Annotated in this window: 23 protein-coding genes; 11 read left to right on the plus strand and 12 right to left on the minus strand. The window is 60.0% G+C overall.

Features of this window, described 5'->3' with window-relative positions; all coding sequences use genetic code 11:
• Positions 1–47: 47 nt before the first annotated feature.
• Positions 48–563 (plus strand): AAA family ATPase, encoded by a 516-nt coding sequence (locus ACZ5G6_RS04660; RefSeq protein WP_498689728.1) that lies wholly within the window; start codon positions 48–50, stop codon positions 561–563.
• 10 nt (positions 564–573) lie between these two features.
• Entirely contained in the window at positions 574–699 is a 126-nt protein-coding gene (locus ACZ5G6_RS04665; protein WP_498689730.1) for a hypothetical protein, read from the plus strand.
• Positions 700–716: 17 nt separating this feature from the next.
• Here ACZ5G6_RS04665 and ACZ5G6_RS04670 read toward each other — a convergent pair whose 3' ends face one another.
• The 5 genes from ACZ5G6_RS04670 to ACZ5G6_RS04690 all read right to left on the minus strand — a co-directional run bounded on the left by ACZ5G6_RS04670 (position 717) and on the right by ACZ5G6_RS04690 (position 3630).
• Positions 717–1502, minus strand: a complete 786-nt coding sequence (locus ACZ5G6_RS04670; RefSeq protein WP_498689732.1) for a hypothetical protein — start codon at positions 1500–1502, stop codon at positions 717–719.
• A complete protein-coding gene (locus ACZ5G6_RS04675; protein ID WP_498689733.1) occupies positions 1499–2488 on the minus strand; it encodes an ArsR family transcriptional regulator in 990 nt (329 codons plus the stop codon). Before ACZ5G6_RS04675 ends, ACZ5G6_RS04670 begins: the two co-directional genes overlap by 4 nt.
• A 77-nt stretch (positions 2489–2565) precedes the next feature.
• The gene (locus ACZ5G6_RS04680; protein WP_498689735.1) at positions 2566–2967 is read right to left on the minus strand and encodes a hypothetical protein; all 402 of its coding nucleotides are present in this window, start codon (positions 2965–2967) and stop codon (positions 2566–2568) included.
• Positions 2964–3149, minus strand: a complete 186-nt coding sequence (locus ACZ5G6_RS04685) for a hypothetical protein (RefSeq protein WP_498689737.1) — start codon at positions 3147–3149, stop codon at positions 2964–2966. The genes ACZ5G6_RS04680 and ACZ5G6_RS04685 overlap by 4 nt, the downstream gene beginning before the upstream one ends.
• Positions 3150–3165: 16 nt before the next feature.
• Positions 3166–3630, minus strand: coding sequence for an ABC transporter permease (locus tag ACZ5G6_RS04690; RefSeq protein ID WP_498689739.1), 465 nt, complete (start codon positions 3628–3630; stop codon positions 3166–3168).
• Between the two features lie 65 nt (positions 3631–3695).
• Here ACZ5G6_RS04690 and ACZ5G6_RS04695 point away from each other — a divergent pair, with 65 nt between their 5' ends.
• Positions 3696–4562: a hypothetical protein gene (locus ACZ5G6_RS04695; RefSeq protein ID WP_498689741.1), complete on the plus strand. Its 867-nt coding sequence runs from the start codon at positions 3696–3698 to the stop codon at positions 4560–4562.
• A 62-nt stretch (positions 4563–4624) separates the two neighbouring features.
• Positions 4625–5572 (plus strand): tetratricopeptide repeat protein, encoded by a 948-nt coding sequence (locus ACZ5G6_RS04700; RefSeq protein ID WP_498689742.1) that lies wholly within the window; start codon positions 4625–4627, stop codon positions 5570–5572.
• A 14-nt stretch (positions 5573–5586) separates the two neighbouring features.
• Here the strand turns inward: ACZ5G6_RS04700 and ACZ5G6_RS04705 are convergent, their stop codons facing one another.
• Positions 5587–5931 carry a hypothetical protein gene (locus tag ACZ5G6_RS04705; RefSeq protein WP_498689744.1) on the minus strand — a complete coding sequence of 115 codons (345 nt, stop codon included), beginning with the start codon at positions 5929–5931 and terminating at the stop codon, positions 5587–5589.
• A 39-nt stretch (positions 5932–5970) separates the two neighbouring features.
• On the opposite strand from ACZ5G6_RS04705, the gene ACZ5G6_RS04710 reads away from it, so the two are divergent.
• The 3 genes from ACZ5G6_RS04710 to ACZ5G6_RS04720 all read left to right on the plus strand — a co-directional run bounded on the left by ACZ5G6_RS04710 (position 5971) and on the right by ACZ5G6_RS04720 (position 7471).
• Positions 5971–6513, plus strand: coding sequence for a hypothetical protein (locus tag ACZ5G6_RS04710; protein ID WP_498689745.1), 543 nt, complete (start codon positions 5971–5973; stop codon positions 6511–6513).
• A gap of 120 nt (positions 6514–6633) precedes the next feature.
• The gene (locus ACZ5G6_RS04715) at positions 6634–7143 is read left to right on the plus strand and encodes a hypothetical protein (protein WP_498689747.1); all 510 of its coding nucleotides are present in this window, start codon (positions 6634–6636) and stop codon (positions 7141–7143) included.
• Positions 7136–7471, plus strand: coding sequence for a hypothetical protein (locus tag ACZ5G6_RS04720; RefSeq protein ID WP_498689748.1), 336 nt, complete (start codon positions 7136–7138; stop codon positions 7469–7471). The genes ACZ5G6_RS04715 and ACZ5G6_RS04720 overlap by 8 nt, the downstream gene beginning before the upstream one ends.
• Positions 7472–7659: 188 nt before the next feature.
• On the opposite strand, the gene ACZ5G6_RS04725 is transcribed toward ACZ5G6_RS04720, so the two are convergent.
• Positions 7660–8157 carry a hypothetical protein gene (locus ACZ5G6_RS04725; protein WP_498689749.1) on the minus strand — a complete coding sequence of 166 codons (498 nt, stop codon included), beginning with the start codon at positions 8155–8157 and terminating at the stop codon, positions 7660–7662.
• 293 nt (positions 8158–8450) lie between these two features.
• On the opposite strand from ACZ5G6_RS04725, the gene ACZ5G6_RS04730 reads away from it, so the two are divergent.
• Both ACZ5G6_RS04730 and ACZ5G6_RS04735 read left to right on the plus strand, forming a co-directional pair.
• Positions 8451–8678, plus strand: a complete 228-nt coding sequence (locus ACZ5G6_RS04730; protein WP_498689751.1) for a hypothetical protein — start codon at positions 8451–8453, stop codon at positions 8676–8678.
• Positions 8679–8738: 60 nt separating this feature from the next.
• Positions 8739–8957, plus strand: coding sequence for a hypothetical protein (locus ACZ5G6_RS04735; RefSeq protein ID WP_498689754.1), 219 nt, complete (start codon positions 8739–8741; stop codon positions 8955–8957).
• Between the two features lie 67 nt (positions 8958–9024).
• Here the strand turns inward: ACZ5G6_RS04735 and ACZ5G6_RS04740 are convergent, their stop codons facing one another.
• Together ACZ5G6_RS04740 and ACZ5G6_RS04745 are read right to left on the minus strand one after the other, a co-directional pair.
• A complete protein-coding gene (locus ACZ5G6_RS04740) occupies positions 9025–9390 on the minus strand; it encodes a DUF5956 family protein (protein ID WP_498689757.1) in 366 nt (121 codons plus the stop codon).
• Positions 9391–9419: 29 nt separating this feature from the next.
• Positions 9420–9674 carry a hypothetical protein gene (locus tag ACZ5G6_RS04745; protein WP_498689758.1) on the minus strand — a complete coding sequence of 85 codons (255 nt, stop codon included), beginning with the start codon at positions 9672–9674 and terminating at the stop codon, positions 9420–9422.
• A 226-nt stretch (positions 9675–9900) separates the two neighbouring features.
• Between ACZ5G6_RS04745 and ACZ5G6_RS04750 the strand changes: the two genes are divergently transcribed.
• A complete protein-coding gene (locus ACZ5G6_RS04750) occupies positions 9901–10737 on the plus strand; it encodes a protein NO VEIN domain-containing protein (protein WP_498689760.1) in 837 nt (278 codons plus the stop codon).
• 149 nt (positions 10738–10886) lie between these two features.
• Complete coding sequence (locus ACZ5G6_RS04755) at positions 10887–12614, plus strand: hypothetical protein (RefSeq protein WP_498689762.1); 1728 nt, start codon at positions 10887–10889, stop codon at positions 12612–12614.
• Positions 12615–14371: 1757 nt separating this feature from the next.
• Here ACZ5G6_RS04755 and ACZ5G6_RS04760 read toward each other — a convergent pair.
• From ACZ5G6_RS04760 to ACZ5G6_RS04770, 3 genes are all read right to left on the minus strand, one after another.
• The gene (locus tag ACZ5G6_RS04760) at positions 14372–15415 is read right to left on the minus strand and encodes a DUF4365 domain-containing protein (protein WP_498689764.1); all 1044 of its coding nucleotides are present in this window, start codon (positions 15413–15415) and stop codon (positions 14372–14374) included.
• Between the two features lie 246 nt (positions 15416–15661).
• Positions 15662–18556, minus strand: a complete 2895-nt coding sequence (locus ACZ5G6_RS04765) for a hypothetical protein (RefSeq protein WP_498689766.1) — start codon at positions 18554–18556, stop codon at positions 15662–15664.
• Positions 18553–19293: a hypothetical protein gene (locus tag ACZ5G6_RS04770; RefSeq protein WP_498689768.1), complete on the minus strand. Its 741-nt coding sequence runs from the start codon at positions 19291–19293 to the stop codon at positions 18553–18555. The genes ACZ5G6_RS04765 and ACZ5G6_RS04770 overlap by 4 nt, the downstream gene beginning before the upstream one ends.
• Positions 19294–19411: the final 118 nt, after the last annotated feature.

Consider the following 19411-nt stretch of genomic DNA (forward strand, 5'->3'; position numbering starts at 1 on the left):
TGCCAGCACCGATGCCTTCTGCCGGCAGTGTCTGACTACCATTCACTATGGGCAGGAGAAACTTTCTCATTGAGGGCGGTTCCGGAACTGGGAAGACCTCTGTGTGCGAGGAGCTGGCAAGGCGCGGTTACCACGTCGTTCACGGCGATCGCGAACTCGCGTACCAGGGTGATCCGGAGACCGGGGCGCCGATGGAGGACATCACTGGTCTTGCCGTTCACGATCACCACCTTTGGCGGGTCGACAAAGTGAAGGCGCTCGTCTCAGATCAGCGCGATACTGTGACGTTCTTGTGTGGGGGATCGCGAAACGTCGCGAAGTTTATTGACCTGTTCAACGGCGTCTTCGTGCTCGAGGTCGACACCGAAACCTTGGCTCGCCGGCTCGACGACCGGCCGGACGACGAGTGGGGAGGGCAGGGCAGGCAAGCGGAACGGGATCACATACTCCGGTTGCATCGCCATCGACGCCACAGCTCCGCTCACGGGCGTTGTCGACAAGATCCTGCGCTTGTGTGGAACAGCAGGAGACTCCGCCCGTTAGCCTGTCGATCACCGGGATGACCAAACGCCCATGCATGAACCCTTTGCCGACGGCCGGGCGCCGGTGGCAGCCATCGCCGTGGACCTCATGGACTCACTGGCAACCCGCGACCGCAGCGCCGGACAACGCGTCATCAACGAACTGCTCCATGTCTGAAGCTGAACCGGCCAAGCCTAAGGTTTAGAGGGTGCCGGGATGTGCTGGCGGATCAGAAGGGACAACTTGGCGGGCGACTGCAGCCCTCTGAACGGTTGTATGCGTCGTGCATTGGCCAGTGCGACGATCTCATGAAGGACCGCGGCGGCGTCTTTCCTTTCCCCGCGGGCTGCCAGCCGTTCGTTAGCGTAGCCCCAGTTGCTCAGGGAGTCTTTGTGCTCATGGAGGATCTCCATCAGAGTGGAGATGTCGGCCAGGTCTTTGTCGGCCTTACGTGATTTCCAAGCGAGGGCCTTAAGGACCAGTGCAGCTTCGACGTCGGGCACCGGGACTGTGAAATGCAAGTCGCCGCCTTCGTGCAACATCACTTTGACTACCACTATGAGACGGCTTGCGCCCAACGCGAATCTAAGCCCGGGGATGGCATCGAATCTTCGGCCGTTCAGGATCGCTGTCTTGGCACTTCCGGAGCGCGGCACAAGCAAATCGATGTGAATTTCCTCGTCCTCATCGCGCCGGATGTAGTGGTTGCCTTTGGCTTCTTCGTAGCCCTGGTCCAGAAGGAGCTCATGCAGGGCTTGGCCAGCGGCTGTGGCTTCCTGGATGCCAGCATCGGCATCGGCGGTACTGCGCTCGATAGCAGCCGTGGTCGGGTACACGTGCAATAGCAGCTGCACCATATGCCCGCCCACAATGCGGTATTCGTCGTAATCCAAGCCAGCAGCCGCTTCGGCGACGTCGGCCAGCGCCCGATACCCAAGATTTGCTGCGTTGGACGTGGAGATGACGTTGATGGTCTTCATCGAGCAGCTTTCTCCACGATGACCTTGCGGAGCTGGTCAGCTGCCTCTTGGGTGTCGACGGCGTCTCCGGCCATGACGTCCCGGAGCGTGATCAGCGGGTCGGCCAAGGTGATCCCCTCCGGGTGGTGCACCAGGGACGCGGTGGCCCACAGGGTGAAGTCTTCAGGGACAGTGGTGATAAGCGTTGCTTCCTCCGGAGTGGCGGGGGCGAAGCCGGCATCGGTGAAATCCACGGCTTCATGGACATAGACGACGGCGCTGTCCGGCAACCGCCAGGGCGCGTAAAGGTCCGCTGCGGCGTCCCCGGAGACCAAGGGTGATGCTCCCAGCTCAGTGGCGTATTCGGCGGCCTTCTTGGCTTGCTCAGCCGGGGATTCCAGCCCATACCAATAGGACGTCACACCCCGGGGCCCGGGGTAATTGGCGAGCAACCACGTGACGATGGCGTCAACGTCATGGGCGTGCCAGCCCCACTGATCCCGGTCAACGAAAGACTCCAGCGTTTTCAGGTGCTTGTTCACCGCCGGCTGGCTAATGCCGGCCGCTGCTGCGAGCTCCTGCTGCGTTTGCGGCCCATCTGCGAGGGCCAAGGCGCGCAGCAATGCCCACCGGCCCCACGGCGCCCGCCCGTGGGTCTTCTCAATGGCTTCGGGCTTATGGCGTGGTTCCAGGCGCTGAACACCGCCGATGATGACTGAGACCGGAGCGATTGTAATCAGGTCAACCTTGTCCTGGAGAGCCGCTTCGGTGAGTCGCTCGGTTGGGCGGAACGTGACAATCAGCGTCCGAGTCTCCCGTTCAAGGATGGCCCGCAGCTTACTGGGCGTCGGGGGAGTGGCAGCCAGCTGCACCTTCACTTCCCGGACGCTGCTGTCCGGGAGCGTCAAAGACAGTGCATCGAGGTTGCCGCCTGTGATCCGCACGTCCGCTTCGCGCAACAGCAACATCGCCTGCGAGAGGACCAGGTCCTGTTCCATTTCGTTCATCCCATAACCTAGGTTGCGTTGTCAAATAACAATAGCCGGGAAAACCTAACTTAGGTTATAAGCGTTCAAACAAGGCTCTACCACTGACCGGTGGTGTGCTCGGCCCAGTATGTGGCTCTGCGGATGGCCTCGGTCCCGAGGATCCAGCACAGAACGGCGGCGGCCAGGCAGATCACGACGACAACAGACCCGGTGATGCCCCGGAGGACGTTACGGGGCCGGGCGAACACCGAGTAACCGGCCACTAAGGCAGCCACTGCCGCCACTGCGACGGACACTGCCACGACTGTTCGGCGGTAAGGGATCTGGTCCCTGTAGTAGGCGGCGGACTGCTGCTCGGGCCAAAGATCGAACCCGGCCCACCAAGCCCAGTAGGTCGTGGAGGCCGTAAGGATCAGCAAACCGAAGCCGATGCCCAACCATCCGCCGCCGGTGATTCTTGGGACATTTCGCTGAGAGTCCTTCGTGGAGGCTGTCATTCCTGAGGAACGTCCTGATCTCTGTTCTTCTCTTGCCTGGATCGCCACAAGACTGAAATCACTGCCAGCGCCATGGCCACCGCCGTGAACCAGAGCCCGCTGGAGCCTTGTAGGGCCATGACCACGGAGACGACGAGGATCGTTGAGGCTATGGCGACGTAAAGCCAGCGTCCGGCTGTCATCGGATACGTCCCCTCTCTACTTGCCGGCGAGTTCGGTTGGCCGGCGGCGGAGGGTCTTGGCGATGTTGAGCTTGCTGGAGTACTGGATGGAGCCGTAACGGAACAGGTGGACTGCCAGGCGCAGGATCAGGACGCCCAGGATGAAGAGCATGGCGATGATGAAGATCGCCTCTCCGGTGCCGAGGGTGCCGAAGCCGTTGCGGAGCATGGCCGTGACCGGGGCCGAGAGCGGGAAGTACGTGAACACCTGCACGATGGGCGCTGACGGGTCGGACAGGATGAGGCTGATCGCATAGAACGGGATGAAGATCAGGGCCATGAGCGGGCCGAAGATGACCCCTGCTTCCTTCGCGGTCGGCATGATCGCACCAATGGCGACGAGCACCGCGGTGAACAGGGTGAAGCCTGACAGGAGCAGTAAGGCGCCGATGATGAGCGGGCCCGGTTCGAACGTCAGGGAAGACAGATCGAATTCGGGCATGGAGAGCCGGTCACGGAAGAACACGTACCCGACGATGACTGGCCAAAGCCTGCCACGGCGTAGTCATGGACGAGCAGACCGCAGAAGTGTGGCCCCAACCTCGTGTAGCTGCACCGCTGAAAGTTAAAGAGGCCCGCATCGTCAACGATGTGTGGATGAGCTGGATGCTCCTGGCAGATGATCTCCCCGAGGACTTCCTCGAACGTTACCTTCGCATAGCCCAAGAGGTTCTGCCGGAAGCTGTTCCGGTGCGCTTCGCCGACTATGAGCCTTACAAGCGGTTCGACTCAGAAGGTGCTGAAGGGTTCATCGCCGAGTACTACAACAGCGAAGCCAACAAATGGCAGGTGCACTACAAGAATCCCTCGCCGGTGAGATACGGCGCGATCGACGGCCCGGAAGCTGCACGAGGTAATCCTTTCACCGAAATCACCTTGGCCGTGGATGGACATGCCCTGACCAACGACACGCTGAGGACCAATCTGCGGCGCTTCTTTCTCGTTGTGGCAACTGAGCTCGGGGCCGTCTACGCATCAGCCGAAGTGCTCAGAGGCAGGGATCTACGTCGTAAACCGTACTTCTATATCCCGCCCACCCAGTGGGTGGGATTCCCCCCATACCCTCTGTGGTGGGTATGGGCCGGGCCGCGACTAGCACCGGACATAAGGCGGTTCCTAGGCCCCGAGGCTACCGAGCACTCTGGAGGCTTGTTCCGCGCTTTCAGTGACGAGCTCCTCGACCGCCACCAGATTTCCGAGAACCTCGGCCCCGAAAACCTGCCGTGGATCCCTGCCGAATACTCCGCAATATACTCCGACGAGTACATGAAGATGACACCACTCGCGGTCGCGACCGTCATTCCCGAAGCCCTCCGCAACCGCGAACCGCTTGACCTACCACCCGGCATCTACAACCCTCCGAGGACGACGTAACTTGGGCGTTCTCGACGTTCGCGGAGTTTCAGGTGGCCCGGTTTGGGCAGCATACTTGTCGGATGAGTGGACGCATGTGGTCAGGGTTTAAGAAGAAGCGGGCACCTCGCCAGGTGTGGAGCGACTGGCAGGCTGCCAATGAGGCAAGCGATGTTGATGGCGCCGAAAGGTACGCTTCCGAACTCCTGGAGGTCGCTCCGGAGGTCTTCTTCAGTTGGTTCGAGGCAGGTCTGTTGTCGAAGGCCCGCGGTAACTGGGCCGAAAGCGCGCAGCGGAATCAGCGTGCACTGGAGTTGTTCACCGAACGGGAGGCCTCTGAGTTCGGTGGTGCTAACCCGGCGGCTTGGAATCTGGGGATCGCTGCCACCGCCTTGGGGGATTGGTCGACGGCCAGGACGGCGTGGGCGGCCTACGGTCTGGCAGGTTTCGACGGCGAGACCGGCCCCATCGACGAGGACTGTGGGATGACACCGGTGCGGATTAATCCGGACCGGGCAAGCCTTCCACACCAGCTGCTGCCCGCTGCCGGCGAAACCGAAGTCGTCTGGTGCTGGCGGCGGAGTCCCGCCCACGCGGTGATCACCAGCGTTCCAATGCCCGAATCGGGTCACAGGTTCAGGGACGTTCTCCTCCACGATGGTGAACCGCAAGGGACCCGCCTCTACGAAGGGCGCGAGGTGTCCGTGTTCAATGAGCTTGAAAGGCTTGAAGCGTCTGAGATCCCCACCTGGCAAGCCCAGATAATCGGCGCGGACCAAGGCGATCTTCAGGTGTTGGCGGATTCCCTCGGTCGCCGCGGGCTTGGCATGGACGAGTGGTCAGGAATGCGCATGATGTGTTCGGACTGCTCACATGGATCACCGCGCGAGGGGCATGATCACGCAGCACCGGCGTCGGATGCGCTAGTACTGGGTGTGGCCGGCCACGAGTCGGATTTGGACCAACTGATGGAGGAGTGGCGGCGGTCAAGGCCGGCAGTTGATGTCGTCAGCCTCGAACTGCTGTGGTGAAGTGAACTAACGTCCTACCGATCGCCGAGCTTCTCCAGGATCTCGGCGGGTGGCTCCGGCGTCGACTGGTCAGCGGAGATGACCACCCACACGATGCCGTGCTCATCCTGACGAGCGGTGGCCGCCAGGGTTCCGATCGGTTCGGCAAGGTTGATCGCTATGTCCCGCGCGTAGCCTTCGATGGTGCCGTCCGCTGAGGTGGGCGTGAACTCGAACCGGTGCCCCAGGACCGTGGTTGGGTCCATGGAGCGGCGGTGCACCACGCAGGCGGCCGGTCCGTCCTCCCAGATGCCGATGATCTCGACGTCCACCGTCCAGTAGCGGTCGACCGCGTCAACGATGTGCTGAACCAGGTGCATTGGCGGAAACCCTTTCTCTGGTGATGGAGAATATCCTGCATGGGCGTTCTCTATGACTACTTCTCTGCTGCTTCCGATGAGGAAGCAGTCTCGGTGATCGATCGTGTCGGCGGTCCCGGATCCCCGGCGACGATCGTACCGCCGCCAGAGCCCACGCGAGGCATCTTCGGCCGCAAACGCCGACCCGCGGCAACGACGAACGGGACTGACCCGGAGCAGACAGTTTTCGACACAGTATCCGGCAATGGCATCGATCCGTTCGTGCAGCTGGGAACACTAGAAGAGCTGCTGACCGGCAAGTCAATTGACGATGTCATGGACGATCCTCGGAGTGGTCATGCTGTCGCGGACCGGGACGGTGGGGAGCGTCTCGTACTGACCCTGACCGATGCCCTCTCCGCGGCGCTGGCCAGCGCAACGGACGAAGCCCTTGAGCAGGTGGCGGTCCCGTGGTCCCAGACCGAGGAGTTTTGGGACGCAGCTGACCCCGCCGATCTTGCCGGCTTCCTGAAAGACCTCGCCAGCCTCGCCCGACGGTCTGAGACTTCCGGGCAGCGACTCTACTGCTGGGTGTGCGTATAGGCAGCGTGTGTTCGACTTGGTCGCTGCCCAGCAACGGAGCCAGCAGCGGACATGACGACTGCTACATTGTTCTCGATGGGGGCGCACTGGGTACTCCCTGCACTCTTAGAGGGAACCCGTATGAGCCTTCAAATTCCGCGCCCAAGCGACTTACCTGCAGCTGAAAGGCCAACCGCGGACACGAAACAACTCCGCAGGGGACGAACCAGCGTCGGAATAGCCCTTCTTATCGCTGGTGCCTTCAATATCTACAGCATGATCTGGGCGTACTCGACCTACGGGTATCTTCTCGAAACCCTCACCGCGAGCCAAAAGAGCGAAGTCGTCGTGGCTGATGCTCTCGTCGTTCTTCTCATTCTGGCCCTGGTCGGGGTGGGAATCTGGAACATTCTCGCCCGGAGAAGCACGTCCTTGGTGCCGCTCATCGCTGCCCTGGTCATTGCCGTGATCAGCCTGGCGTCCGATCTCTTGAGCATCGTCGACACCCTCGAAGTCAATGGCAGCTTCCCGTACTTCATACTGTTCCTCCAGTTCGGCCTCATCGTGCAGACGATCAGACTCCTGCGGCTCAAACCGGAAGCTACTGAACCGGACTCCGGCCCCGGGCAGGCCAGCCAGAACATTGGATAAGGAACTGCGGACCTTCTTCCACACGGCACTTGGTGTCTGGGGAGGGCCGGCCAGAGCCTCCGACGTCTTCGCACGGCAGCACGGCTTTGACGACGCCGTAGCCTTCACCGCGTGGCGGAGGGAGCTCATTGCACAGCTGGAAGCCGGCGCTGCCCTTTCCCCGACCGAGGTGCGACGATTACTTCGGATCGCGCGCATTGCCGTGTATGACGACTACAACGGGGCAGGCTGGGAGTGGATCCACGTCACGCCTTACAGCCAGGAGGAAGCCGAGCAATTACTGCAGCATGCAGAGACGCAACTGCAGGCACTCGACAATCAAAACTGACACAGGAAAGCCCGCCGATGGGGGACCGGCGGGCTTCCACTTCTAAACTATGTCTGTCTGATTCCACCATCAACTGGATTCGCTGTCAGCTTTTCAGCTGGTTCCGTCTGTAGTGGTAGAAGCTCTAGGATCTGCATGAGCGACGGTCAATATTCAATGGCAGGTGCGGTTGTGGTTGCCTCGTGGAGCTATTGTGTGGGATCTTCTCGAACGACTAGGCCTTCGTCGCCGGGGAGTACTTTCCCTTGTTTACGTTCTGCTTCGTCTTCGTCGTTAAATGTAACCGCGTCGCCCGGCGAGCACGGGGCAGTGGCACCAATGCTGTACGACTTGTCAGATGCATCAGTATCGAACTCAGCCCGAAGGACGGGACCGCCCTCTGCGAAGACGGTCGGGTGTGTCGTTGGGTTCACGGTGCGTACGGTCATCCCCAGGGATTGCCAATACTCGGCTACGCGTTTGGCGTCTTCAACATGGTTCGTTCCTTGGGGTGCCCAGCGGTCGTAACCATAGCTGGCTCCCTTCTCGCCCGACCCTAGGGAGCACTCCTGCGCCCACCCGACGCCGTTACGGGGCCACCAGCCGGTGACGTCGAGCTGCTTGGTGGTGTTGATGACGAGTTCGACCGCCCGGTCCCGCCCTTCCCTTGCGCTGATTGTCTTTTCCGGTGTCGCTTTGTCTGACATTGTCGGGCTTGGCACCTTCTCAGCGCATGCGGTCATTGTCATAACCACCACAAGCACGGCAGCCGCGGACGTAAAGATCCTAGTGTGCGTCTTGACCCCTGGCATTTGGCCTCCCTTCCAATAGGGCCTTATGCAGATCAGCCGGCCCCGATGGAACATACGAGGCTACTCTGTCTGCATGATTGATGCGAACGCCAACTCGGCGGCAGGCAGTGGCCTGAACAGTGCACTTTTCGTTCCCAAGCGTGTCATCAACGGGGACGCTTCCAACGTACACATCTCATAAGGCAGCGATGATCATCTCAGGCGTTTACGGGCTACGAGCCGCCGAGCAGGTAGTGGAGTTTGTGGTGGAGCCTGTCCCGCCGTCTGATCCCGTGGCGGCGTTGCAAGCCAGTCGTGCCGGGGGAGTACAGCAGCTGTTCCGGGTCACACTGTTTCACACTGGCATCAACTCGGGGCCGGTCGCCATGACTGTAGACGTCCTGGACTCCCGTCCCGAGCCTGTTCTGGAAGGGTAGGAGGACGTTCATGAAGTCTCAACCACTCTTCCTGCAGGGCGGGTGGCCGCCGGCGGACCCATGGAGGAACTGACGGCCTTGGGAGAGATCGGAACGGACGAAGCCGGAGACTACAGAATCCGTGTGTCCGCCGTAGGCCGCGATGCGGCTCCCGACTTGGTCTCTTCGACGGCTGTTGAAGAGTACCTGGTGCAGATGTGGCCTGAGACGGTGTCACCGCCACGAGTTCTGTCCGCAACTTCGGAGCAGGGCCAGTACTGGGCGTCAAGACTGGGCTAAGCGTGTGGTGGCGGAGCTACTTGAGCTCCGGCGCCACTTTGTTGGTCGGCGGCACCGCATGGAGAGCTCATTGTGGATACAGCTGCTGGGTCTCGTGTTGGAATACTGCGAGAACCTCACCAGAGGTGGGGGCCTTGGACGCGCCCAGACGTACACCCTCGTTTAGTAGGGCGTCTACTTCCTCCAACAACATCCCCTGCGGGAGCTGCAGGAACCAGTCGAAGCCACGCGGCCGTGGCGGGATAGCGGCTTCACGGATGTACTCGTCGATGGTGTCATCAATTTCGACTTGGTACTGAGCCTGATGCGCCTTGGGTATCCTAACGACGCGGGCCGGACCTGCGGCCCAGATCAGCATCGAGTGCCATCCGGTTTCCGTCAGAAGGGCCCAGCTGCCCGGGGCCTCTGACACTTCAAAACTGTCCCAGTTCATGCTCCGCACAGCTCCGGTTGCCGCAACCCTTAGCTGTGCCAGTAGATGGTGGCCCGGTGGTGGGTGTTGCAGGCGTTGTTGACCTTTGTGATGATGCCGCCGGCGTTGCGGATCTCGCGTTCCCTGGACCAGAGCCTCTGCCAGCACTTGGCGCTGGTGCTGTGGTAGCCGATTTCTTCGGCGTAATAGCTTGCTGCTTGGGCGGGCGCCGCGGCCGCGATGCCTCCGCCGGCCAACATGGCGATGACGCCTGCGGCGGTCGCGAGTCGAGTCTTGATGTTCATTGTTCCCCCTGGGTTGTTGAGCGGCCTGTCCAGACACTCTGATGCCTGATCCGAGCCGCTCGGCAGTACCCATATCACCACAGGAGGCCGTTGAGTTGAATGGGGACAGGTTCCCGGGACAGCGCCCAATCACGCGGCCTGCTCTGGTCCGGCGTTCCAAACCAAGGCGTCATCTTCCCGTCGCGTCGCGTCGCGTCGCGTCGCGGCAATCGGCGATACTCAATTCATGGTCATCAACATCAAACTCTGCGACCGTACGGTGGCCGAGACCAACGATCCCCTTGGACGTTCCTGGTACGGCTACGATCCGGAGGCCTCAGCGGAGTCTCTGTGGGCGAACAATCGCGGGGACTGGTCCTTCGATGCTGGCAACATCTCGCAACAGCGATGGGTGGCGCTCAACTATCAAGGCCGCGTCGTGCTGGTCGCCGAACTCTTGAATCCTGACCACACTGTCGTGACCGTCGCATCAGGACGGCAGAAGAAGGCGCTGCTGGGCAGGGTGCTGACGGAGGGGCACGCAATCCATGACGCGCTGATTGGTATGCAGGTTAGCTACCCGGCAGGTAGCAGAAACTCTATTTGGTATGGACCGGACCCGGAGCCTGGCAGTGCTGCTGCGGGGGATGCTTCTGATGCGAGCGATCTACCGGATGCCCGGGGCCAGGGGTTGCAGATGGATGCTGCCATCCGCCGAGCCATTGAAAACGCCGCCCAGGATCGTTTGATGAAGGAGTACCGGGACCAAGGGTGGACCGTCACTGACACCCGGTTGAACAGTCCCTACGATGCCTTGGCTGTCAAAGGTACCGAGAAGATCTACCTCGAAGCCAAAGGGACACAAAGCCAAGGGAAGTCAGTGATCCTCACTCGCAACGAGGTCAAGCACGCCCGGCTGCACCCAGGTACGTGCGTGATCGGCATCTGGTCCGGAATGCGGCTCGTCGACGGCGAGGTGGATCCCAGCGTGGGAGACTTTCGGGTTCTCGACTTCAACCCGGCAAGCGAGGATCTCAATGCCCGGGACTTCGATTGGACGCTGCCCGGGGGTGGCGGCTCCTGATCTTGAGTGCCTTTGACGAGTAACCACTGCGTGCGGCGCGCCTTCGAACGAACGGATGTGGGATAACACCACCGGAGCATCCTGGTTACGACGACTTGAAGTTTGAGCACAGCTGCCCGGATTGTTGTTGGTGAACCTAAGCTGAGCGTATGTCACCTCCAGAACAGCCCGCTTCGCCATTCCCCGTGCGTATCCCGGGCATGGCGACGTATGCGATGGCCTCCGAACTCTTAGGCGAAACAGCATCGGAAGAGATTCGTATTGCTTTCTGGAAGACCATGCCAGTCGGACAAGCGCTGTCCCTGATCTCTCAGATCCTCACAGATATTGAAATTCACGGCACCTTTGCGGACACCGCTGCTTCGGAAGTCGACCGGCGCTGGGCCGCTCGAGTGCAGAACACCAAGCTGCGGAATCACCTCGAGATTGGTTCGACGTTCGGAGTTGCCTTGTTTGCCCGGCAAATGCTCTTGCTCGCAGCGAAAGAAGCCCTACTGCACTGCCCTGACGGGCCCGTGCTTGACGATGAAGAAGGCCTTGATCGTCTAGTTATCTGCCTGCTCGGTATCGCAGACGACAACGACGTTTGGCCAACGGGCCCGGGAGAGGCCAGCTGGGGCGGTCTGACTGTTTCGTTGGCCAGCGAGATCATCGCCAACCTTCACTTCAACCGGACCCTTTGGGTCGGCCGTCAGTTGGTCTGGTTTGAAAGGACGTGGTTTCGCGATTGGCCGAAGCGGACACAGTCGGTCCAGACCGTAGGGGGTGAACCCCACCAACTTTTTGAAGAGGCAACCGGAATCGAACTGGATGACTTTGCGAGCGTTGCGTTTTGCACCTACACGCAGGCTGCGATTCACGGTTTTGTGAGGTTCCCCGACGAATTCTTCGCAACTCTCAATCTGCCGGTGGAAGCAACTGACCATTTCGTGGCGGCGACCTCAACTGCATTGGCAGAGCTCCGTGAGCGGATCCGCGACGACGCCGTGAGTCCTGGATCATCCAGATTTGAGTTCGACGCATTTCGGCAGTTCCCCCTCGTTCGCCTGGATTCGGGCGAACTGCTGGTGCTCAGCCCAAACTTCTTGATGCAGCGCGCTCTGAGCGAAGCAACATTCTGGGATGTCCGGCAATACCTCAGAAAAGTCGACCGGAAGCGAGAAGAAGCGTTTCACCAGTGCACCACCGACATACTGGAGTATGAGACGGGCGCGGCCCTACGAAGAGTCTTTTTTAAGAAGCGGCTAGCGGTTCTTGACGAGGACCAACTGTGGAAGAGGTTGGCGGCAGGCCGGAAGGACAGACCCAACATGTGTGATTTTGCGGTGCGTTCAGGACGGACGTGGCTGCTGATTGAAGCCACTGACAGGGCGATGCCGAGACCAGTTGTGTTCGCGAATGCCACTGTCGCTGCACTGGACGGGGAGCTGGACAAAGTCCTAACCGGCCGCAAAGCAAAGCAATTGTTCTCGACTATGACCTTGCTCGAGGAGGAATCAAAAAAGCACCCGGGCCAAAGGGACGAGCCTAACGTCTACATCCCGTTGGTTGTGACGGGTGAGACGGGGTTGCCCTGGACCATACCTGTCCGACGTCGAACCCAGGAGCTTCTGAGGGAGCAAGGATACTCAGCGGACTTTTGTGCTTCGGTTGCATTGATCACGCTCAAAGAACTCATCATGTTGGAGAATGCGGACGCTCTTGGTTATGACATCGTTGAGTTGTTGCGATCCTGGCGATATGACAATCCTTCGCTCCCCTTGGACCTGCACCTCCAACTTCGAGACATTGTCCTGAACTCGCCGGAATGGGAGCGGAACGCCGTCGCGGATGTAGTGCGCCGATTCACAAATAGGATGACATCGCCGGCTGACTGACTGCCCTTGTCTGCACTTCGCGGCCTCCTTCTGGGCGAGGGCGATCGGGGAATTGGTTGGTTCACCGAACGTCGAGGTGGATTGACCGGCGTCTCACAAACTCTAGTTAAGCGGGATCGGTCCCGTCTCTTGAATTCTTGCCCGCTGACTGTCCAGGGGTGTCTCATGCACCCTGTCTCATCCTGGCGTCTCATTAGTCCTTAAGGTCCAACGAGACGAGATGGAGTATGAATTTCCGTATGTGCCTAGCGCGAAGAACTCTGAATGCTCTCATATGGTGCAGGCATTGGCCGCCCCTGACGTCGACGAAGCGAGGGTTGGTGTTGACGCGATGTCCAGCAAGAGCATCGTCAGATACCCAATGAGTGTTCCGTTGGGCCGGCGGTAGCCGCGGGTGCCGGTCGACGAAAAATTCTGCGGCGGCTGACGGTTGGGCATTAAGAGGACTCGGGGCTGCGCCCCTCGCCCCTTCGCTTTTCCCGATTCGTTGACCGTCCTGTCTTCCGTTTCGTTTCTCCCGTTGTGTTTCTTCTTTGTGTTTACTGGCGTGTGGCCGGCTGCTCGCGCGCTGCGCACGGCCCGTTTCGTTGTCGTCTCGTCTTCCGGCGTGTTGTTCTTCTTGTTTCCCTGGCCGCTGCGCGGCCTTTGTCGTGGTGTCTGCTGCGCCGCGTCTGCGTTTTTCCGGCTTCGCCTGCCAGTGGTTCATCGTCGCGTTGCTCTTCGTTGGCGGGGGCTGCGCCCCGGGCGGGTGGGTTCTTCCGTCCGTACAAGGTGCGGCGGTGTATGCGCCTGCGGCGGGCCGTGACCGGGTTGTCGTCCGGGATGGTTCACGCAATGTTTCACTGAGTCTGCGGCCGGCGCTACGTGGACAGAATGTTCACGACGTGGCATCTGTATGGACGGCATGCGCTCCCCGCAGGGGGTTGGCCAGGGCGAGGAGGATTGCCTCCGTCAGAACGTCCACGACAGAGCACGATACGAAACAATCCGTCCACTAGACCGGCCACCATCACGAGTCACGCAACCGCCAACTCTCCGCGCCGCAGGCACCACCCACCAACACACACTCACCCAAACTCCGCCAGCACCAACCGCGCCGCAGGCCAAACCCCGCCACAACCACAACACCCACCACCCAAGTGGCACCCACTGCCCGCCGCAGGCGTGTTAGGGGCCCGCCGCAGGCGCAACCCCAGGTCAGAGACCCCTCCAACAGGACCACGACCAACCACCCCAGTGAACCCACGGGCAAGAGCTGCCACATCCGCGGCGCAGCCGCACACAGAAGAAGTGAATGCGCCAAGCCAATGGCCTGTCCAAGGGACACCGGATCGCTTGCGCATGAGGGTCAGACATGTTCGAGGCCGTACAAGAGATTTTGAGGCTAGAAGCGGGCGGGGGCGGCCCGATCCCCGCTTGGGGCGTTTCGGGGATTCCTACAGCGGAAGCGGAGCTGGGAAAAGCCCTAAATCGCCCTAGCTAGGCTCGCAGGGCCGTACCCCGGAAACTACGCATGTTTCTGCTTAAGGAACAGCGTATTTTCCGGCTGATCATGTGGATCCCTCTGAGTTTCGTCGTTCCGTCGTTCACACTTGCGAACCCGACAGGGGACGGCAAACAATTACGAATCAGTTCTTGAACTACGGAAGTGGGTCACCGCATCTTGAGGAAGATTATGGAGCTGATCTGTTTCACAAGGAGTGTGGCCAAGGTGAGCCGGACTCAGCCAAGGAGCGAGCGCCATACACATCGCATTTTTAGCTGGTTTCGTCAGCGTGTGCTGGTGTACGGGCTGAATGACCCAACCCCGCCTCAGTGCGGCCCATCAAAGTCAAACGTTCGAACCTTGTGGTTTGGAAGACGATATGTCTCTCGAGTTCAACTGCCCGTTCCCAGGCTCCTTCCCCCAGATCGTCGGGTGGAAACATAGCCGGTATCTCGGCGAGCAGGTCTTCGGACCAACGATCTAGTTCCTCCACGTCCTCCCAATAGATGAGTAGAGAATTTTTGTCATACTCAGTTGGGCGCCAGATGTCTAACCGTTGGATCGGTGCCAGATACCCCCGCAGGGTGCGAAGAAAGGCAATAGCACAGTCCGCGAAGTTCCTAACGCCGCCTGTGGAGTCTAGATCGGAGCCGACGAAGTCTTGGAGAGCGATCTCTACCTCTTTCCAACTATGGTGAATCAGGTTGTAGGCGCTATATAGCTTTCCTCGCCTCGCCAACCGAGTGAAGTACCCCCAGTGCCAACCCGCCTCATCTATGTCGCCCGAAAGCGGCAAGCAGTTTTCAGACGGGATCTGGACAGTTACTGCCCCCTGCCCTCGCCATTGTGTCTGGCTCGCGTCCAGGGACCGGGTGTAGTCGTTCAAGCAGAGGTAGAAAATCTCGCCGCTGGGCCTGTCGACGACTAGAAGAACCACGGGAACACTTGAACCCATCGCATCAACGAGCCTCAGGTCTTCAGTGTCCATGAGGAACTTGACTATTCCTCCGTCGGATCCTGTTTTTTCAGGGTGACCACTCTGCAAACGATCGGTTGTCTTAACCTGCAAGTAGAGATGCTCGCCCCAAGTTTGATACCGCCGTTGCCCCGGCTTTCCAGTCTTCGTCTCGGTGCCGCGCTCAATCTCGTGAAAGAACTCCAGCTCTAAGTCCAGCCCGAAGTCGTCCGGGATCGGGCGTATCACCCAGTGCTGCGGGAATGCGAACGCTGCCAGCAACTCGCCGTACCGCCCCTTAACCTGATTTTCGCTCTGCAGTTTCGTAGGTTCTGCAGCTTCCCACTTGTCTGGACACATTCAAGACCTCAGATCCCTGCTTATCGATCGACTCCTCAACCCTAACGTCATGCCCAGAGCCCCGGATGTGATGGGCCAACTTCAACAACAAGGGCAACACTCCCGTGAGGAACATCGCCTGATAGTGGATGTGCCCACGTCAGGCGCGCCGGAGTGGACGTGAGGCCATTTGAACGGACGGCGGGTGTGGTTTGGTGCAAGCACAGACCGCCTTCTGACTCTAGGCTGCTTGACGGGGATTACGCCTCAGCCAGTCGGGCCCCCGATGCTGCGCCTTTGCTCAACCAATTCAATTATGCGAAGGTGGCCGCCCCGACCAAGTGAGTCCATGATTCGCTGTCCTGTTTCGACTGTAGAAAGGTGGTCGCTTTCAAGCGCCGCAGCGATGATCGCCGGAGCATGCTCCACCAAGTCATACCGTTGGAACGGCTGATCTCGGACTGTCAGAAGCTGCTCAAGAATCTCTGCGGCTAGTCCCGGCGCGCTGGACGCCGCCTCCTCAAGCGCCTCACCGAGCATCCCATTTGAGTCGAAACCACCGGCCGAGGAGGCCTGTTTCAGGTGGGGCAACCACCAAGACGGCTCAAACTTTCCCGAGCGAATCCACCAATAGAACTCGACTAGTTCGGCATTGGTCGTTTCGGCGTTGTTTGCGGCGGCAGCCCTGCTCTCCCACAAAGCTCTTGCGCGTTCTATGATGTCTGCCGGCGCATCGTCGGTGTGCATCAGCAACCAACCCAGGTGACCTAGGACTCGTGCACGTGATGCGACGGGAGCCCACGCAAAAAAATGTGTCAGTAGCGGGTCGTCGGCGTCTAAAGCACCTTGAACACGAAGCATCACGAGGTGATCTCCAACGAGCTCGACGGGGGAGCGGTCAGTTCTCCAACCAGATACAGCGACGTTCCCGGCCGCTACGCGATCCGTTATACCTCGCGCAGCGGACGCAATAACGTCCAAGAGGTTTCGCGACGGTCTGTAGGTCGCGAGAGCTGTCGATAGCACGACATCCCCGAATGGGTCTTGTGTAAGTAGATGCGGTGAGTGGATTTGAACCCAGCTGCGGTCAATCCAGATGAGCCGCCCCAGCTCCTCACCGAAGGCTGCGGCGCATGCGAGGCTTGGGTCCCGACGTGGCACCAGTCTGGTTTCGAGCAGCTGTAGGGCTGAGCGAATTGCGCGCAGTAGAGGCTCCCGATCACCGGGCTCGGACTCCAGATAGCTTCGTGCTCTGCTTGCCAAGCGTGCAATCGCTCGCACTGCAGAGGGACGGGTGGTGTTGAGGGACAGCGTTAACGGATCCATATTCGTGCCGCCATATTGTTCTTCATGTTCAGGCGTAGGGTCCGCATGCGTGATGAGCGGGGAAAGTGCTTCGATGCTTCTCTCCAATAATTCGGCAGGGATGACATTCTCAGCTTCTGATGAGGCTCCAGCTTCCAAGAGTGAAGCGGCAGCCCTCTGTGCGTACCGCCAGACCACGTCCTCCTCTATGCCGACACCAGAGTCGGTGCCATCATCGGGATGCAGTGTCACGCTTAGGGCTGCATGTATCGCCTGGTCCCAGTCGATGTGAGTGCCGGCCCTAACTGCATCTGAAAGCCCCGAGAAGATGGCACGCACGAACGTCGGATCTAGGTTTGCAAAGCGGGGCGCCGCCGCAGAGAAGTCCTGGGCGCGAGCTGTGACGGCAGGCTGGAGAGCCCTTGAGAGTCCTTCCTTCGACGGCCCCCATTCATCAGGAGTCTCCGGTTTCCAATTCGCTAGAAGGTTGTGCATTTCCTGCACGCTCTTCTCGACGAGATCCTCTTGAGCAAAAGGACTATTCGGGCCCGACCAAGAGGACATGTAGCTGGTGAACTCAGGGTGAGTGGGCTCGCCATGCCTATCGATCAATTCATCCAAGCGAAGAGCCGCTGAACGTGGAAGGCTGGGCGAACTGACAGCGCTCAGCAGGTTGAGCTGCCATATCTCTCGGTATCTCGCTACTGCTACCTCAAGTTCCTCATCCGACTTCAAGTGGCGCGCAACGCGCTCTTCTATCACGCCTTGCGTCAGTGGGGGCCCGTCCAAAACCAGCGCCTCCCAACGCTCCTGCTCCGTTGGCTCAAGAAGAGGGAGTATTGAGCGCGCGAGCTCCGCGTATTCATGGCGGTACTCAGGCTCGAGGAGGCGCTTCTCCATGAGCCGTGTCGTGCCCTCAGTACGCGCAAGTTGGTAATTGGCCGCCGTAGCGGCCAGTACGTGAAGGGCGATTCGGACGAGAAGCGGTTGTCCACTTCGTTCCAAAGCCCGGATGACGTCACTGGCTGCCCGTCCATTCCTGATGTCTGCGAGTGCACGGTCTCGAACCGCCTCCACGAGAGAATCCCCGAGTTCGTGAAAACGATTGTTCTGTGAGTGGTCCCCAATGGCTGGACGCCAGATATAACTGAGATCGCTATTGGATTCGGCGTAATATTCGCCGGACGCCACCTGAAACGCCTCAAGCCAGGCTGCCACTGTCGTAAGTGCTCTATCGCCTAGGACGGTATGCAAGGCGGCGACGGCACGCGGAAGCAGTTGCTCGTACCAGTAGCGATCAAGGCCCGCTCCAACGCTTCGCCGCCGGCGCCGGTCACCGTCATCGGGGGCAGCCTCCCGTGGACGGAACGCCGCCTGGGCGATGCGGACAGCAGGCCTGCGCAAACCCTCGTTCGCCAAATTCTCAATCAGCCGAACGACTTCTTCGTTGTTCCGCAATGTTCCTTGAGCGAGATAGCGCTCGACTGCTGGAACGAGAGCCTGGACTTCTGGCGCGCAGAGGCTCTGCGCCGCCTGAAGAATTAACCCATGTACGTACGGATTATCGCTCTCTGAGATCCGGACTAGAATCGGCAGCACCGTGGCGGGTGCCAAAGGCGCCATCCGCACTAGGTATTCACCTTCGGGCCATGGCATCCAATTCTCCCTTAAGGAGGGGTCTGTCGTATCTGGAGGTGAATCGAAGACATGGCGGGCATTCAGGGCCTCTACCCATCGCGGGTTCTGCAGTCGTTCGAAGAAGACGCGTCGATGCTGTCGGTCACCTATACGTGCTAGCGCGTTCTGGATAAGGTCCTCGTCTGGCTCGCGCCAGCCAGCCATCGGGTCGGTGGTCATTTCTCATCTCCTAGATCACGGGCGTTGGCGGCCTCGAGCACATCCATCAGGTCCTCAACAGTCATAAAGAAACGGCCCATGCGAGCTTCCAGCGCGCCCTCGATGGTCCCCAGAGCTCGTACCAGCATGGGTCCGGTTTCTTTCGCCACCTTTACATCCCGGCCTCGCTGAGGGTGCCGCAAACGTTCGAAAACGGCGACACTGTCCCGAAACACATTGACCGTTGGATCCTGCCGTACCTCAATCCGTCCAAGCACCAGTGCGCTATGCCGTCGACGTCTGTTTAGGCTTGCCGCTCGACTGGCTTCGACGACGCGACGGGCTGCACCGAAGACGATGCTTGGAATAGTCACACGCGATTCCGGGCCAGGCTGACCTTCCCTGGCATGGTCCGTGTCACTGACGGGCGGTCCCAGCAAATCTTCATGAAGTGTCCATGCTTCGGAGAGTGCGCGTGCCGGAGCAGATAGGTCGCTGTATGCCGGAACGGACTCGACATCGGTTAGCACATCGGGAAGTCCGTTGACCAGATCGCGAATGCAGTGACCGGCAATCACCAAGGAACCGCGCGTCAACGGCTCCTCCCCTAGTGCGTCAATGGCCCGGCGGTACATGTCAGCAAACAATTCATCCCGTTGAGCTAGTGCCGCCTGCAGACGCCTCCGACGCCCGTTCCACAGCCCTTCGGCACTTCCCGGCACCGGTGGCTCGCTGATTCCCGATCGATCGCTACTCATGTGCCCCTCACTTACGTCCCCACCGACCGGACGGGAGCGGCACTATGCCGAGAAATTCTAGCTGTTCAGCTCGATAGCGTGGGTCCACTTGTGCTCCTACATCGCCCGCCATAGATTA

The sequence above is a fragment of the Arthrobacter sp. TmtSoilC51 genome (genome assembly GCF_055388015.1).

Coding starts and splice junctions, on each gene's coding strand:
- ACZ5G6_RS04675 (WP_498689733.1), bottom strand. CDS start 2,488: ATGAACGAAATGGAACAGGACCTGGTCCTCTCGCAGGCGATGTTGCTG.
- ACZ5G6_RS04680 (WP_498689735.1), bottom strand. CDS start 2,967: ATGACAGCCTCCACGAAGGACTCTCAGCGAAATGTCCCAAGAATCACC.
- ACZ5G6_RS04685 (WP_498689737.1), bottom strand. CDS start 3,149: ATGACAGCCGGACGCTGGCTTTACGTCGCCATAGCCTCAACGATCCTC.
- ACZ5G6_RS04755 (WP_498689762.1), top strand. CDS start 10,887: ATGTCACCTCCAGAACAGCCCGCTTCGCCATTCCCCGTGCGTATCCCG.
- ACZ5G6_RS04745 (WP_498689758.1), bottom strand. CDS start 9,674: ATGAACATCAAGACTCGACTCGCGACCGCCGCAGGCGTCATCGCCATG.
- ACZ5G6_RS04760 (WP_498689764.1), bottom strand. CDS start 15,415: ATGTGTCCAGACAAGTGGGAAGCTGCAGAACCTACGAAACTGCAGAGC.
- ACZ5G6_RS04750 (WP_498689760.1), top strand. CDS start 9,901: ATGGTCATCAACATCAAACTCTGCGACCGTACGGTGGCCGAGACCAAC.
- ACZ5G6_RS04715 (WP_498689747.1), top strand. CDS start 6,634: ATGAGCCTTCAAATTCCGCGCCCAAGCGACTTACCTGCAGCTGAAAGG.
- ACZ5G6_RS04660 (WP_498689728.1), top strand. CDS start 48: ATGGGCAGGAGAAACTTTCTCATTGAGGGCGGTTCCGGAACTGGGAAG.
- ACZ5G6_RS04725 (WP_498689749.1), bottom strand. CDS start 8,157: ATGTCAGACAAAGCGACACCGGAAAAGACAATCAGCGCAAGGGAAGGG.
- ACZ5G6_RS04740 (WP_498689757.1), bottom strand. CDS start 9,390: ATGAACTGGGACAGTTTTGAAGTGTCAGAGGCCCCGGGCAGCTGGGCC.
- ACZ5G6_RS04670 (WP_498689732.1), bottom strand. CDS start 1,502: ATGAAGACCATCAACGTCATCTCCACGTCCAACGCAGCAAATCTTGGG.
- ACZ5G6_RS04735 (WP_498689754.1), top strand. CDS start 8,739: ATGGAGGAACTGACGGCCTTGGGAGAGATCGGAACGGACGAAGCCGGA.
- ACZ5G6_RS04690 (WP_498689739.1), bottom strand. CDS start 3,630: ATGCCCGAATTCGATCTGTCTTCCCTGACGTTCGAACCGGGCCCGCTC.
- ACZ5G6_RS04700 (WP_498689742.1), top strand. CDS start 4,625: ATGAGTGGACGCATGTGGTCAGGGTTTAAGAAGAAGCGGGCACCTCGC.
- ACZ5G6_RS04765 (WP_498689766.1), bottom strand. CDS start 18,556: ATGACCACCGACCCGATGGCTGGCTGGCGCGAGCCAGACGAGGACCTT.
- ACZ5G6_RS04710 (WP_498689745.1), top strand. CDS start 5,971: ATGGGCGTTCTCTATGACTACTTCTCTGCTGCTTCCGATGAGGAAGCA.
- ACZ5G6_RS04705 (WP_498689744.1), bottom strand. CDS start 5,931: ATGCACCTGGTTCAGCACATCGTTGACGCGGTCGACCGCTACTGGACG.
- ACZ5G6_RS04770 (WP_498689768.1), bottom strand. CDS start 19,293: ATGAGTAGCGATCGATCGGGAATCAGCGAGCCACCGGTGCCGGGAAGT.
- ACZ5G6_RS04730 (WP_498689751.1), top strand. CDS start 8,451: ATGATCATCTCAGGCGTTTACGGGCTACGAGCCGCCGAGCAGGTAGTG.
- ACZ5G6_RS04695 (WP_498689741.1), top strand. CDS start 3,696: ATGGACGAGCAGACCGCAGAAGTGTGGCCCCAACCTCGTGTAGCTGCA.
- ACZ5G6_RS04665 (WP_498689730.1), top strand. CDS start 574: ATGCATGAACCCTTTGCCGACGGCCGGGCGCCGGTGGCAGCCATCGCC.